Genomic DNA, 16,136 nt, shown 5'->3' on the forward strand with positions numbered 1-16,136 from the left:
ACAGTTGAAAGCTGATGAACAACTTTTCCTGGTGGCTTTTCTTCCCTTGCATATTACAAGATAAGAAACACCTCGCCTTTCATTATTAATGTCTTTTCAACATTGTGTTAGTTGTGCAACAGCCACGTTATCTGTCAGTATAAATTTGTAGCATTGGCTATTAATTTTTCTGTGAAATGAACATCGTCCTCATCATAGCAATAGTTGCCTTAATCGCTTACCTGTTTTTACGCAAAAAGGCCAAGCCGGAAGTGGCTGCTGCTGAAGCACAGCCTGCTAATTACAAAGAACTTCTGGAAACGCATATTTATTATTATCGTAAGCTTGATGATACGGCAAAATCCCGCTTTGAGCAATATGTAAACAACTTTTTAGCAGAAACCCATATAGAAAGTGTAGGCACAGAGATAAATGATATTGACAGGGTAATGGTTGCCTCAAGCGCGGTAATACCGGTTTTTGGTTTTGGCGAGTGGCGGTATAAGAATCTTACCAACGTAATTGTTTACCCCGATACTTTTGATAATGAATTTCAATTTGAAGGCGGCAGCCGCAATATTATGGGTATGGTAGGTTCGGGTTACATGAACGGACAAATGCTGTTGAGCCGCGCCGCGCTTATCAAGGGGTTCTCCAAAAACAACGGAAAGGAAAATACGGGAATCCACGAGTTTGTGCACCTGCTTGATAAATCTGACGGGGTCACGGATGGCGTCCCCGAAAACCTGATAGCACACGAATACGCCATGCCCTGGCTGCAAATGATGCATAGCGAAATGCGCCGTATTGAAGCCGGAAAATCAGACATCAACCCTTACGCGCTCACCAACGAGGCCGAATTTTTAGCGGTAGCTTCCGAATACTTTTTTGAAAAACCGGAACAGTTGGAAAGCAAGCACCCGGAACTATACAAACAGCTAAGCCGCATGTTCGGGCAAGACCCTGCATCCCCCGAAAATATAATTACTTAGAATAACCGGGTTATCGGGCTATATCTATTTTTACCTTTTTATTCTTGATCTTTTCACCCCTGATCTCCTTCACAACATCTTCAATACGGTCGCGTTTTACAGCAGCGTAGGATGAAAAGTCGAGCACTTCAATCAGCCCCAATTCATCTTTAGCCAGTCCGCCTTTTTTAAGCAGTAGGCCAACAATATCTACCTTGTTTACCTTGTCTTTTTTACCGGCGGCAATGTACAGGGTAGCCCACGGGGCAGGCGGCGGTAGTTTAGGTTTAGCAGGCAACTCTTCGGCAGGTGGCAGGTCTTTTAAATAAACAGGTTTTTCATCCGGATTGAGCAGCAGGTACGATGTGCCTGTGGCATGCATGCGCGCGGTACGACCATTACGATGCAGAAAAGCCTCCTCGTTATGCGGCAGCTGATAATGTACCACGTGTTTTATTTCGGGGATATCCAGCCCACGGGAAGCCAGATCGGTGGTGATAAGCAAATAGTGACTGCCGTTCCGGAATTTAAGGAGGGCGCGTTCGCGGTCTTCCTGTTCCATACCACCATGAAAAATATCGTGCTGTAAGCCCCAATCCCATAACATATCGCTGATGCGGTCAACCGCCTCGCGGTGGTTACAAAAAACAAGCGTTGCCTCGCCGCCTATTTTACACAGCAGCGCGAACAGCGCCTCCAATTTATCGGTCGATTCCGCTATTACTACCTTATGTTTAATATCGGGGCTTGATGAGCGATTGTTGAGGTAATTGAGTTTGGTGGCGTTACGTATCCCGGTAAATGAAGGGATCTCGTCCATTTGCGTGGCCGATGTAAGGATGCGTTTTTTAATAGCAGGCAATTGCTTTATAATGAAAGCCATATCTTCCTGAAAGCCAAACTCCAGCGCTTTATCAAACTCATCGAGCACTAATGTTTGTATGGTATTGGTAGTAAAACTTTCGTGGCGTAAATGATAAGCGATACGGCCGGGCGTGCCAATCAGCACCGCGGGTGGTTGCGACAGGTTATTCATCTCCACCTTTACCGGGTGACCGCCATAGCAGCAGTTCACCTTAAAGCCTGTACCCATGGTTTTAAAAACCTGCTCAATTTGCAGCGCCAGTTCGCGCGAGGGTACCAGTATTAAAGCCTGCACAGTCGGCACGGTAGCATCAAGCGTGGCCAGTAGCGGCAGCAAAAAGCCCAGTGTTTTACCCGAACCCGTTGGCGAAAGCAATATGATATCGTTCTTTTTAGCTGCTTCAATGGCAGCTTGCTGCATTTCGTTCAGGGTATCTATCTTCAGATTTAACAGGGCTTGCTTTATCATGGCTACACAAATTTCAAAAAGCAAAGATAGCTTAAATATACCGCCGCCGCTTTGTTTATAGTAATCGCCGTTAACTACTATCAACACAGGTTAATACGTAAATTATCAATCATGTTACATTCATTTACTTCGTGTTATCGCATATTTTTGGAACTTTACGGTGTTTACTATAACCTAATTACAAGCACAGGGGAATGACCACATCCAACAAAAAAGATAGAACCAAAATATTTCGCAATCCTTTTTCAAAAAAAGCCTATATCTGTATGGCGCTGGTCATGGTAGTTTTTACTTTATACCGATGCCAAACCTACAAACCCGTAACCAGCGTAGTGCAGCCGCCTGCACCTAAAAAAGATACTCTAGATTTTAATACGTCGAAAGTTTTGTCTGCCGGGGAGTCGCTTGGCAAAATGAAATTGGAGCCCGGTTTTAAAGCCGAACTTGTAGCGGCCGAACCAATGGTAAGCACCCCCGTGGCCATGACCTTTGATAACCGCTGGCGGATGTGGGTGGTAGAAATGAACGGCTACATGCCCGATACGTTAGGCACCGGCGAAGACGCGCCCAGCGGAAAAATAGTGATACTGGAAGATAAGAATAACGATGGCATAGCAGATGAACGCAAAGTATTTATTGACTCGCTGCGTTTACCACGGGCATTGTGCCTTATTGAGGATGGCCTGTTAGTGGCCGAACCGCCATACCTGTGGTATTATAAAATAAATGGCGATAAGCCGGGCAAGCGCACTTTAGTTGATGCCCATTATACCGAAGATGGCAACGTAGAGCATCACCCCAATGGTTTGTTACGTGCGCTGGATAACTGGATATACAATGCCAAATCGAGCAAGCGTTACCGCAAATACGGCGATAACTGGGTGATTGAAAAAACGCATTTCAGGGGGCAGTGGGGTATAAGCCAGGATAATTACGGCAGATTGTATTATAATGACAACTCGACTAATTTACTGGGCGATTATTTTTCGCCGGGCTTAGGTTTAACCAATTCCGATCAAAATAACGTAGCCGGTTTTATTGAGCGCATAGTGCCCGATAACCGTGTTTACCCCATAAGGCCTACACCGGGTGTTAACCGTGGCTATGTAACCGGTACGCTGGATGATAGTCTGCGCCTGATCAACTTTACCGCCGCCTGCGGGCCACTTATTTATCGTGGCGACCTGTTCGGGCCTGCATATTTACAAAACGCTTTTGTGGCAGAGCCTTCAGCCAATCTCATTAAGCGCGATGTGTTGAACGGGCAAGGCAATGTGATGAAAGGTATAGAAGCCTACAAAGGCCGCGAGTTTTTGGCCAGTACCGATGAACGTTTCAGGCCGGTGAATTTATATGATGGCCCGGATGGTGCCTTGTATGTGCTGGATATGTATCGCGGTATCATTCAGCATAAAACCTATCTTACAGATTATCTTAAAAAGCAGATCAATAAGCGTGAACTTACGCAGCCATTATCCTGCGGTCGTATTTATAAAATAGTGCCGACAGGTAAAGGAACCTTCAACCGTATCCTGGCTACAAATGGGATACAATTGGCAGAGCAGTTAGGCGACCCTACCGGCTGGATCCGCGACAAGGCGCAGCAAACCATTATTGATAACAAGTTAACCGATGCCATACCTTACTTACATGCGGCCTTAAAAACAACCGATAATAACCTGAAAGTAATACACGCCTTATGGACGCTGGAAGGTTTGCACGTGCTTAAAACCGACGAAGTTATTGCAGCCATCAACAACCCGGATTGGGACATACGCACGCAGGGTTTAAGCGTAATACCATCGGTTATCACCAAAACAAATTATAAACAATATGTAGCAGCGTTACAGCAGTTACTGCTTAAAAATGATGATCAGGCTGCGCCATACATAGCTTTTGTGTGTAATGCCATTTATAAATTTGATAAAATAGCCGCCAATAAACTGTTAAAAGATGTAGCGAAAACTTACCCCTCAAATGTTTTTGTTGCCGATGCGGTGATCAGTAATTTGCAGGATAGGGAAGTGGCTTTTCAAAAGGAGCTTGCCGCCGTTGTTCCTGATAGTACGCTTGCCATCAACAAACGTCTTAAAAAAGTAATTGCCAACAGGGCCGAAAAACTCCGCAACCACGATCCCTTACAATTGAAAAAAGAGTTCCCGAAAGGGGCCGCTATTTTTGCAAGTACCTGTCAAACCTGTCACGGAGCAGATGGTAACGGCATCAGGTCTTTAGCGCCGCCTTTTAATAAATCCGAATGGATAAATGGCGATAAGAAAAAGCTGATCTCCATAGTGCTTTATGGTTTGACCGGTCCGGTACAGGTAGATGGTCACCTGTATAAAGCGCCCGAAATTACAGCCGATATGCCGGGCATTGGTAACAATACCGAGTTTGCCGATGAAGATATCGCGCAAATACTAAGCTACCTGCGCCGTTCATGGCAAAATAATGGCGATAAAGTATTGGCCAAAGAAGTAGCCGAAGTACGCGCAAAAAATAAAGGCCGCGAAAAGGCATTTACTGTGGATGAGCTGAATAAGCTGTAGATCTTACTGCCTGATAATAGTTTAGGAAATGCCATACCGAATGATCGGTGTGGCATTTTGCATTAAATGTGTCTCTAAATATGTATAGGGCTATTTCTTGAAAAATAGGCGCAACATTTTTTTTAGTAAAATAGTATAAGGAACTATCAAAAATTGAAAAAATATTAAACTTAAACTATATTTCGCCTGAATTATAACCTAATCATCTCAACACAGTGTCTTCATTGCAACAACACTGAAACCCTGAATAAAATGGATAACCTTAAACAGCCCGGGTTACCTTTATTTGGGTATTTTGCTGATGTGTTTTTCGGCTGCAAAGCTATGGCTATAACTGATGCGGTATGCAGGGTGCCTGCGTATATTAAAACGATGTAATAATACACTATGACCAAACGATACTTATTCAAAGTAATTTTACTGTGTGTTTTGCTTTGCCAGTTCTTTACAAAGGCGTCGGCCCAGTATGCTATTGGCGGTAGCGCGGGTACAAGCCTCGCTCGCTCGGTATACTGGCTCACCTGGGATAAGCTGGCCAATGGTTCAACACTTATTACCCAGCCCGTAGGTGCCGATGCTTCCAATATCATCAATGGTACTTACGTATGGCAATTTTCGCCAACGGTAAGGATAACCGCGGTTATCAGCAATGAGGTGTCGTCAAATAGTCAGCACATGTCGGTTTATACACCGGGCAGTTACAGTGGCGATGGTTTAGATCTTATTTATTCGGGCAATAACCAGCCCAAGCCCGATTCAAGAGGTGTACCGTCATCGGGCTTAGCAACACCTTACGGCCAAACAGTAAAGTTTGATATCGATATTAAAGTAGCCATACTCATCAACAATGTATGGACTAACGTGGCCTATCCGGGTATGATCATTGCCGATGCCGAATCTATCGATGCGGGCGGCGAATTTATCTCCGGCGATACCCCTAATTCTATTGCCTGGCAGCTGCTTAACAAACGTACTCAAAACAGCGCGGCCGATGATCATTACAAGTTAGATCTTTCTAACGGCGGTAAATCATTTAAACTCTATGCAGATCTGCTTCCGGGTAACTTTGGCGTGCAGGCGGTAATGTTCGCGCATAATGCCAGCAAGCTGAACAATGTATCGATGAAAGGTTCGGGACTTACGGCTATGGCTATAGGTTTCGTTTTACCGTTCGATTTGGGCGATGCTCCGGTTGGCTATGGTACTACCGGGCATTATATCGACAGCTTCCAGATCACCGATTATTATGCAGGCGACGGCACTTACGCCGTGGTTGATTATAATACCACACCGCTTGTACCGCAAGCTACCGTTTACATAGGCGCCAACAATGTTGATGCCGATGGTTTGCCTAATGGCACCCCGACCGCCGACAGCGATAATTTGATCGGTAATAATGATGAAAATACATTCACCCCTGCCAGCCTGCCCGATGTACGGGTAAACCAGGCCGGCGATATCGTATTTAATATTCCGGTAACCAATACCAAAGGCGTACCGGCCACGCTGCGCACCTGGCTCGATTTTAACGGCGACGGCGTTTTCGGTGCCGATGAGGTGATCAGCGTTACGGTGCCTGCCAATACGGTCAACAAAACATTTACGGTTACTTTTCCTAACGCGTTCTTTGTTAATAAAATAAAGGTGGGTAACCTATATGCACGTATCCGTGTTACTACCACTAACCTTATTGATGATATTGCTACCACGCAAGACGAGAGAAGCATCTCTTTCGCGGCTGACGGCGAGGCTGAAGATTACAAGCTGAAAGATATATTGGGCATTACCATTTCGGGTACTGTGTTTAATGATGGCAATGGCGGTTTAAATAATGTTATATCGGGTACCGGTATCAATAACGTAAGCGGTAGTCCGTTGTATGCTTATTTGGTAGATGATAAAGGCGTTATCGTCAATAAATCAGCTGTAGGCGTGGGCGGGACTTATTCATTTCCTAATTCAAATAATGGTACCTATACCGTGGCTATTTCTACCAATGATGTAGTAATAGGCGGAGCGCTTGCAGAAGTATCGGCCAATTTGCCTGCCAACTGGAAACCATCGGGCGCGGCCTACGGTGTAAACAATGCCGAAAATACAGGCATACAAACCGGAACGCCAAACTTACAGATCAAGGTTAAAACACCGGGTACCAGTCTGAATGTAACAGGTGTAAGTTTCGGGTTGAACCAGATACCATTGGCGGTTGACGATAACGGTACCACCACAGCCGGACAGGCTATTACGCTTACCATCCCGGCAAATGATACGGACGCCGATGGAACAATTGATAAAACCACCGTACTGCTGGTTGATCCGGTAGATAATTTGAAGAAAACATCGGTTACTATAGCAGGGCAGGGTACTTACACGGTAAATACCGCTAACGGCAATGTTACCTTTACGCCGCTGCCTACTTTTGCAGGTAAAGCTATACCGGTACAATATTCTATAAAAGACAATTTCGGGTCGGAGAGTGTTAACGCGCTTATCTCTGTAACCGTAAAACCAACCGGTGTAAACGATACCGATTTTACCGCCATAGGTGTACCTGTAACCACCGCTGTTAAAGCTAACGACGGACAGGACGCGGTTGCTACCACTGTTACCCCTTCGCCGGGGGCGCATGGTACTACAGCGGTTGATGCTACAGGCAGGGTAATTTATACACCTGCTGCCGGTTACGTGGGTACTGATACTTACACTTACATTTTAACCACAGCCGATGGCGTGGTGTCTGATCCGGTTACGGTTACCATCAGCATAAAACCAATGGGTGTAAATGATGATGTAACAACGCCCATTAACACCCCGGTTACCACTACTGTTACCGCGAATGATGGCCCAAGCGGCACAGGCGCGACCATTACACCAACTAACGGATTACACGGCACCACTACCGTTGATGCTACAGGTAAAGTAACTTACACGCCAAACACGGGTTATATAGGTAAAGATACCTACACGTATACGATCACCAAAGGCGGTGCAACATCTGATCCGGTTACGGTAAATGTGAACATTAAGCCTGTGGGTGTTAACGACCAAGATGCTACGCCGATAAACACGCCGGTAACCACTGCTGTAAAAAGTAACGATGGTGCCAGCGGTGTTGGTACTGTAGTGAAAGCTACGCCGGGCGCTAATGGTGTTACCACTGTTGATGCCGATGGTAAGATCACCTATACACCGGTTGCCGGTTTTGTAGGCAATGATAAATATACATACACGCTTACTACGCCTGATGGTGTGGAATCTGACCCTATTACGGTTGATATTACGGTGTACTCATCATCAATGACCTTAACTAAGCGTGCCACCAACACGGGCAGCAAAGCAGGTGATATAATTAATTACACCCTGGTTGTAACCAATACAGGTACATCTATCCTAAACAATGTTAAGGTGGCCGATGCGGGCGTGGATGCAGGCAGTATCAGTCCGGCAAATATCGCTTCGATAGCGCCGGGCGCGACGGCTACCGTAACGGCAAGATATACGCTTACGCAGGATGATGTAAACGTTGGCAGGTACAGCAACCAGGCATCAGTATCAGGTACCGATCAAAATGGTAAAGCCATCAGCGATCCTTTATCTGATGATCCTACAACCTCTACTACTGATGATCCTACAGTAGTGCTTATTACGCAGGGTGGCAAAATTGAAGTAGTAAAAACAGGCGTACAAACCGCCAACTATATCAGCTATACCTTCGTGGTGAAAAACACAGGTAACGTTACCCTTACCGATGTTACCCTTACCGATGGCAACCTTGGCCTTACCAATACGCCGCTAACTATACCGGCAGGTGGTTTATTACCGGGTGCGAGTATCACTACACCTGCATTCAGGTATACGTTAAGCCAGGCCGACAGAGACGCGGGCGTGGTAAACAATACGGCTACGGTTAGCGGTTTAGATCCCGTAGGGGCTACGGTTTCAAACAGCGCGGGTATTGCCACTACGGTGCCTGCATCACCGGTAGCTATTAATGATGCCGCGCAAACCAGTCTGAATAAAGCGGTTAATATAGATGTATCTAAAAACGATGATCCTAAAACTACCGAGTTTAATTTAGGTTCGGTTGAAATAACTAAACTGCCCGAACATGGTACGGTAGAGGTAAGTGCCAACGGTATTGTAACCTACAAACCAAATGCGGGTTATACCGGGCCTGATACATTTAACTATCGCGTGAAAGACCTTTATGGTATTTACACTAACGAGGCTGTGGTAAATATTACCGTTACCCCAACTGCCGAACTTAAAATACCTACGCTGTTTACGCCTAACGGTGACGGCATAAACGATGTGTTTGAGATCCGTGGGTTGGATGGCAGTCTGCAAAATAAACTGACAATAGTAAACCGCTGGGGCAATGAGGTTTATAAGCAAACCAATTATCAAAATAACTGGGCAGGCGACGGCCTGAATGAAGGTACTTATTACTACTTATTGCAGGTTAGGGGAAGCGACAGTGATAACTGGATAGTTTACAAGGGATATATAACATTAATGCGTTCGTTGAAAAAATAAGCCGGCACATAACCGGGCTATTATAACATATATAAAGTATGAGAAGATATTTAACATTATTAGCGCTGATGCTAAGCACCAACTGGTTATACGCCCAGCAAGATGCCCAGCAAAGCCAGTATATGTTTAACGGGATATACATTAACCCTGCGTACGCGGGCTATAAAGAGAACCTTAACCTGCACGCCTTTTACCGTTCGCAGTGGACGGGGATTGATGGCGGGCCGGTAAGTATGTCGTTAGCGTTAGATGCTATTGCCAATGATGGCAATGTGGGTTTGGCTTTGCAGATCTCTAATGATAAGTTGGGCGCGCAAAGCAATCTGGCAGCGTATGCTAATTATGCTTATCGCCTGCGTATGAACGCCGATGGCAGTTCGAGGCTGGCTTTGGGTTTTGGTATAGGGGTGGTTCAGTTAGGTATTAACGGAAATCTGTTAAATCCTAATGATCCCGAGCCGGATATGTTCGCGGGAACGCAAAGCACCATAGTGCCTGATGGCCGGGTGGGGGTATATTATTCTGATAATAAGTTTTACGCGGGTTTATCTGCCGATAACCTGATATCACAATACATTAAAGTACGGCAGGATGGTTACATCCCGCAACCTAAACCTCATTATTATTTAACCGCCGGTGTGTTGTTGCCGCTATCGGAGGATATTAAGTTTAAGCCAAGCATCCTGGTAAAGGATGATCGTGGCGGTCCAACCAGTTTGGATATTAACGCGTTTATTTTACTCGGCGAAAAGCTATGGGTGGGTGGTTCGTATCGCCAGCGTGTAAAACTGTACAGCAAAGATTATTTGCAGCGCGATTTGAGCAGCCTTAACTCTGCCGTAGCGGCATTGGAGGTATTTGCCATGAAGAATTTACGTGTAGGCTACTCGTACGATTTCTCGGTAGGGCCATTGAAAGGCTATAGCGGCGGTACGCACGAAATATCAATAGGCTTTTACTTTAAAACAAGCAAAAGCCGCATGCTAACGCCAAGGTATTTCTAAAAACAGCTGTAATTATTGAAGTTTCAGATTCTTGAATAAAAGAATTAGTATAACATGAAAAGAATTTTAACCGTTGCCAGTTTAATTGCATGTGTAATGCTGCTTAGCCTTAATACAAGGGCACAGTCGGCATTAAAACAGGCCGATGAGCAATATAACCTGTATAATTATAGCAAGGCTGTAGGCTATTACCTTAAAGCTTATAAGAAGGACTCTACCCTGTACATTGCCGAGCATTTGGCGAACAGCTACCGCCTGATGGACGATTATAACAATGCCGAAACATGGTATGCAAAAGCGGCGGCAACAAAAGGCAGCGGTGCCGATGTGTTTTTGAAATATGGCGATATACTAAAAAGCAACGGGAAATACATTGAAGCCAAAGTACAATATACACGTTATTATGTGCTGCGTACTGATGTTGACAAGAACCAGTTACGTGTATTAACCGCGGGCTGCGACTCAGCTGTTAAATGGATGAAGTCACCAACCGGTGTCGATTTAAAAAATGAGCAAACCCTGAACAGCGCTGAATCTGACTGGGGCGCGAGTAATTATGGCAATAATATTGTATTTACTTCCGACAGGTTTGGCAAAAAAGGCGGGCCACAGCATCCACGTAAAAAAGGTCTGTTGTATTTCGATCAGCATAAAGGACCCGATACCGAAATTTATGGCTGGACAGGCGATAACTATCTGAAACTTTACCAGGCCGGTAAAACCGGGAACTCTACCGATACGGTTAACTTCTTCCCGTTTTCGGCGGGTACCGAATACCATGTAAGCGCGCCCTCTTTTACCGCTGATGGCAATGAAATGTACTTTACACTTACCAAAATACCGGCTCAGTGGAATGATACAGCGCGGATAAAAACCATTAAGCTGGAGATCTATTCGAGCAAAAAGAACGCGGGTGCTAACACTTGGAGCGCGCCTGTTCCGTTTAAATACAATAATCAAAACCAATATTCGGTTGGCGATCCGTTTATTACCCCTGATGGCAAAACGCTTTACTTTGTATCAGACATGCCGGGTGGCTTGGGCGGTACTGATATTTATTACAGCCAAAAAGATTCTGAAGGTAACTGGGGCGGCCCGGTAAATCTAAAGTCGGTAAACTCGACAGGTAACGAGCGTACACCGTTTATTGATGAAAATAAGGATATCTATTTTTCGAGCGATAACGGCATCACATTAGGCGGACTGGATATATTTAAAGCCATCCATACTACTGATGATAAATTCGGCCCGAAACAAAACCTGCGTTACCCGGTAAACTCACCGAGAGATGATTTTGCTTATGTTGTTTATGGCGGCACTACGGGCTACCTTTCATCGAACAGGTTAGGTGGTGTAGGCAGCGATGATATTTACAGCTTTACGCAAAAGCCTGTAGCTGCTATCCGTTTAGAGGGTGTTGTGTATGATAAGAAGAGCCGCCAGCCCGTTGCAAATAGTTTGGTTACCTTAAGTAAAGTTGGCAGGGTTACCACCAATGCAACCGGCAGGTTCAGCTTTAATTTACAGGAGAATGCAGATTATACCTTAAGAGGAGAGAAGGCTACTTACTTGAGCGATAACCAATTAGTTAGCACAAAAGGCATTACAGAAAATAAAACCATCCGCAAGGATCTTTATATAGATAAGATAGAGCTGAACAAGGCGATCAAGATTGAAAATATCTATTATGATTTTGATAAATCGAACATCCGCCCGGATGCCGCTGTGGAATTGGATAAGCTGATAAAAGTGCTGAAAGATAACCCAAATATCGATATAGAGATAGGCTCACATACAGATAGTAAAGGTAACGATGCTTATAATATGGCCTTATCACAACGCCGTGCAAATTCGGTTGTACAATACCTTATTACTGTTGGTGGTATAGATGAAAGCCGTTTAAGTTCACGTGGTTACGGCGAAAGTCGGTTGCTGAACCGTTGTTCAAACGGTGTTGATTGCAGCCCGGCCGAACACCAATTGAACCGCCGTACGGAGTTCACAATTGTAAAAATGTGATTTTAGTAATATTAATAGCGATTTAAGTATTAATTATTCTGTATTGTTTCGTTATTTTGAGGATTGAAGATGAAAGGCATGCTTATGCCTGCAAAATAACGCTACATGAACGATAACGAGAAAAAAGGATTCACTACAACTATACTACATTCCGACCGCCTGCTTAAACCGGAGCACGGCGCATTACACCAACCAATACATACAGCGGTTACCTGGGGATTTGAAGATGTGCAAGGGCTGGTAAACGTATTTCAAAATAAAGCAAAAGGTTACGCCTACTCACGCCAGGGTAACCCTACCGTTACCGCTTTAGAGCATAAGGTAACGCAAATGGAGCAGGGCATAGCTACCATAGCTTTCTCTACAGGTATGGCCGCCATTACGGCTACCATTATGGCGTTGATAAAAAGCGGCGATCATATTATTGCCAGTTCATACCTTTTTGGTAATACCCGCAGCATACTGCAAACCTTTACTGATATTGGCCTGGATATTTCTTATGTAGATGCTACATCGGTAGAGAACATTAAAGAAGTATATACCGATAAAACCAAAATGGTATTGGTAGAAACCATTGCCAATCCGGCCACACAAGTAGCCGATTTGATTGCTATCGGTGATTTTTGTGAAGACAAGAAACTCTTATTTGTAGTAGATAACACCATGACCTCGCCGTACCTGTTTCGCCCGGTAACGGTTAAGGCAAGCTTTGTTATCAACTCCCTAACAAAATATATTGGCGGCCATGCCAACGCGCTTGGTGGCAGCGTTACCGATACCGGTTTGTTCGATTGGGCAAACTATCCTAATATCGCCCAAATACTTCGCGATTCTATAAAACCGCAAATGGTGGGTATTACCCAAATACGTAAACGCGGTTTAAGGGATGGCGGTGGTACATTGGCTCCCGAGGCTGCGCACAATATCTCTGTAGGTTCTGAAACTTTGGCTTTACGCCTGGAACGTGCTTGCAGTAATGCTGCCGCGCTGGCCGCTTTCCTGGAGCAGCACCCGCTGGTAAGTAAGGTGTATTATCCGGGCTTAAAAGATCACCCGCAGCATGAGCTGGCTTCTCAATTATTTCATCGTTATGGCGGTTTAATGAGCTTCGCGCTGGTTGATGGCGTTGATCTATTCGCTTTCCTGAACAGGCTGCAACTGGTGATCAAATCGAGTAATTTAGGCGATACACGTACGCTGGCTATCCCGGTGGCACACACCATTTTCTTTGAGCTTGGTGCCGAGCGCCGTGCCGAAATGGGGATCCCTGATTCGATGATCCGCCTGTCGGTAGGTATTGAAGATCAGGAGGATCTGATCGGTGATTTCCGCCGCGCGCTTGAAGCATCAGCCATATAATCAGCCGGATTTAATACAGTGCTTGCAATAAAGAAATATAGCACTAACTTAGCAGTACATCTGTTAAATTATAACCGCTTGCCTGTATGAAATTTCTTAAACTTAGCTTCCTGTTATTAATGGGCCTGCATTGCTCTGCCCAAACTGTAAATAACCAGTCACCGGTTGTTGATCATGTAAATACCATTATAGGCACGGCGTTTAAAGGGTTTAAGGAAGGGCTTGAAGGCGGCGGTACCATGCCCTTTGTGAACAGGCCTTACGCCATGACCAACTTTTTGGCGCAAACCGCCGAAAATAAAATGGGCATCATGTCGTACCTGTACGAGAATAAATCCGTTATCGGTTTCCTGGCATCGCATCAGCCTACCGTTTGGATGGGCGATTATGGCTACGTATCGGTAATGCCGCAAATAGGCAAGTTGAGCGTGTTGCCAAAAGATAGGGCACTCAATTTCAGCCATGATAATGAGGTTACCCGCCCGTATTACTATAAGGTAACTATGGATGCCAAAAACGGGCAAACCATTGATGCCGAAATAACCGCGGCCAGCAAATCGGGCATATTCCGTTTCACATTTCCTAAAACGGATACGGCACGCATCATTCTGCAAGGCATCAACCTAAACCCCGAACTGAACGACTGGGCAAATGATGTGGGCGCACGCCTGAAAAGCCTCAAAGGTTACGTTAGCATAGATGCTATCAATAACGAAATAACAGGTTACAATCCCGATAGGCAATCAGCCCAATTAGGGCCCGAACTGCCTAACTTTAAAGGCTACTTTGTAGTTAAGTTCGATAAAAAGTTCAGCTCGTATGGCACATGGTCGGGTTCAGAAATACACCCGGGCCAAGTTGAGCAAACAGGTACCCGTATGGGCGCTTACTTTAACTTTGCCGGCGAAACTCAAATACAGGTTCGGATAGCTACCTCGTTCATCAGTATTGAGCAGGCGCGTAAAAACTTACAGCAGGAAATTCCCGACTGGAACTTTGAGCGTGTACAAAATGCCACCAAGGCCGTTTGGGAGAAGGAATTAAGCCGCTTTACAGCCAAGGGAATGGATAAAGACCATAAAGCGATATTCTACACGGCTTTATACCATTGCATGCTTTTCCCGCGTGAGTTTTCAGAGGATGGACACTATTATAGTCCGTTTGACGATAAGATCCATGAGGGAACATCTTATACCGATTATTCTTTGTGGGATACCTTCAGGGCATTGCATCCGCTGTTAACCATTATTCAACCTAAAAGGGTGAATGGCATGGTGAACAGCCTGGTGCAAAATTACCAGGAAGGCGGCTGGCTGCCCATGTGGCCAAATCCAACCGAAACCAATATTATGATAGGCACCCATGCCGATGCCGTAATTGCCGATGCTTATGTAAAAGGCTTCAGAGGCTATAATGTAAAAGCCGCTTATGATGCCGTTCGTAAAGATGCTTTTGTAGCGCCTGAAGGAGACACCCTAAAAAAATGGGGCGACCGCGACTTGTGGACGAGCTACGAAGCACGCGGTGGTTTAACTTACTACCATAAATTGGGCTATATCCCTGCCGACAAGGTGAAGGAATCGGTATCGCGCACTATTGAGTACAGCTTTGATGATTACTGCGTGGCGCAAATGGCTAAAGGGCTTAATAAGATGGCAGATTACAAGCAATTGATTGCCTGGAGTAAATATTACAAGAACCAATACAATCCCACTACCGGTTTTATGGCACCTAAAAACTCGGCAGGCGAGTGGCTGGCTAATACCAACGAGGGCTTTACGGAGGGCACTAACTGGACGTATACCTTTGGCGCCTTGCACGATGTGCCGGGTATGATCGCTATGATGGGCGGGAAGGATAAGTTCAACAAAAAACTCGACGAAAACTTTAATGAAGGTCACTATCGCTCTGATAATGAGCCGGGGCACCATTACATCTATATGTATAACTATAGCGGTCAGCCGTGGAAAACACAGGCATTGGTACGCGAACATACCTCGCAACAAAACTACCGCAATGCCGCCATCGGTATTAACGGTAATGACGATTGCGGACAAACATCTGCCTGGTATTTATTCAGCATAATGGGGTTTTACCCGGCAGTGCCTGCTTCGGGTGTTTATGCTTTGGGCGCGCCGCAATTTCCGGAGATCAGTATTAAGTTAGAAGACGGTAAAACGTTTACGGTTAAAGCCGTTAATTTATCTGATGCCAACAAGTATGTAAAATACGTTACGCTGAATGGCAAACGCCTTACCTCATTTGAGCTTAAACACGCCGATGTAGTAAAGGGCGGAACGCTTGTTTTTTACATGGCAGCTACGCCTCAAAAAACCTTTTAAAAACAGGTTGGCGGTCAATGTAGTGCTAAGGTAAGTTTTAATGA

At 45.2% G+C, this 16,136-nt stretch carries 8 protein-coding genes; 7 read left to right on the forward strand and 1 reads right to left on the reverse strand.

The window, feature by feature from the left end:
- The first annotated feature begins 176 nt into the window (after positions 1-176).
- Positions 177-971, forward strand: a complete 795-nt coding sequence (locus ABD894_RS00005; protein ID WP_345208912.1) for a M90 family metallopeptidase — start codon at positions 177-179, stop codon at positions 969-971.
- A gap of 10 nt (positions 972-981) precedes the next feature.
- Here ABD894_RS00005 and ABD894_RS00010 read toward each other — a convergent pair whose 3' ends face one another.
- Positions 982-2,283 (reverse strand): DEAD/DEAH box helicase, encoded by a 1,302-nt coding sequence (locus tag ABD894_RS00010; protein WP_345209587.1) that lies wholly within the window; start codon positions 2,281-2,283, stop codon positions 982-984.
- Positions 2,284-2,477: 194 nt separating this feature from the next.
- Between ABD894_RS00010 and ABD894_RS00015 the strand changes: the two genes are divergently transcribed.
- The 6 genes from ABD894_RS00015 to ABD894_RS00040 all read left to right on the forward strand — a co-directional run bounded on the left by ABD894_RS00015 (position 2,478) and on the right by ABD894_RS00040 (position 16,092).
- Entirely contained in the window at positions 2,478-4,832 is a 2,355-nt protein-coding gene (locus ABD894_RS00015; protein WP_345208913.1) for a DUF7133 domain-containing protein, read from the forward strand.
- Positions 4,833-5,219: 387 nt separating this feature from the next.
- A complete protein-coding gene (locus tag ABD894_RS00020) occupies positions 5,220-9,368 on the forward strand; it encodes a CshA/CshB family fibrillar adhesin-related protein (RefSeq protein WP_345208914.1) in 4,149 nt (1,382 codons plus the stop codon).
- Positions 9,369-9,406: 38 nt separating this feature from the next.
- The gene (locus tag ABD894_RS00025) at positions 9,407-10,372 is read left to right on the forward strand and encodes a PorP/SprF family type IX secretion system membrane protein (RefSeq protein ID WP_345208915.1); all 966 of its coding nucleotides are present in this window, start codon (positions 9,407-9,409) and stop codon (positions 10,370-10,372) included.
- Between the two features lie 54 nt (positions 10,373-10,426).
- Entirely contained in the window at positions 10,427-12,391 is a 1,965-nt protein-coding gene (locus tag ABD894_RS00030; protein WP_345208916.1) for an OmpA family protein, read from the forward strand.
- Positions 12,392-12,496: 105 nt separating this feature from the next.
- Positions 12,497-13,750, forward strand: coding sequence for a cystathionine gamma-synthase family protein (locus ABD894_RS00035; protein WP_345208917.1), 1,254 nt, complete (start codon positions 12,497-12,499; stop codon positions 13,748-13,750).
- A gap of 86 nt (positions 13,751-13,836) precedes the next feature.
- Positions 13,837-16,092 carry a GH92 family glycosyl hydrolase gene (locus ABD894_RS00040; RefSeq protein ID WP_345208918.1) on the forward strand — a complete coding sequence of 752 codons (2,256 nt, stop codon included), beginning with the start codon at positions 13,837-13,839 and terminating at the stop codon, positions 16,090-16,092.
- Positions 16,093-16,136 lie beyond the last annotated feature (44 nt).

It is taken from the genome of Mucilaginibacter gynuensis, from assembly GCF_039541195.1.
GTDB classification, from domain to species: Bacteria; Bacteroidota; Bacteroidia; order Sphingobacteriales; family Sphingobacteriaceae; genus Mucilaginibacter; species Mucilaginibacter gynuensis.

Coding starts and splice junctions, on each gene's coding strand:
- ABD894_RS00005 (WP_345208912.1), top strand. CDS start 177: ATGAACATCGTCCTCATCATAGCAATAGTTGCCTTAATCGCTTACCTG.
- ABD894_RS00010 (WP_345209587.1), bottom strand. CDS start 2,283: ATGATAAAGCAAGCCCTGTTAAATCTGAAGATAGATACCCTGAACGAA.
- ABD894_RS00015 (WP_345208913.1), top strand. CDS start 2,478: ATGACCACATCCAACAAAAAAGATAGAACCAAAATATTTCGCAATCCT.
- ABD894_RS00020 (WP_345208914.1), top strand. CDS start 5,220: ATGACCAAACGATACTTATTCAAAGTAATTTTACTGTGTGTTTTGCTT.
- ABD894_RS00025 (WP_345208915.1), top strand. CDS start 9,407: ATGAGAAGATATTTAACATTATTAGCGCTGATGCTAAGCACCAACTGG.
- ABD894_RS00030 (WP_345208916.1), top strand. CDS start 10,427: ATGAAAAGAATTTTAACCGTTGCCAGTTTAATTGCATGTGTAATGCTG.
- ABD894_RS00035 (WP_345208917.1), top strand. CDS start 12,497: ATGAACGATAACGAGAAAAAAGGATTCACTACAACTATACTACATTCC.
- ABD894_RS00040 (WP_345208918.1), top strand. CDS start 13,837: ATGAAATTTCTTAAACTTAGCTTCCTGTTATTAATGGGCCTGCATTGC.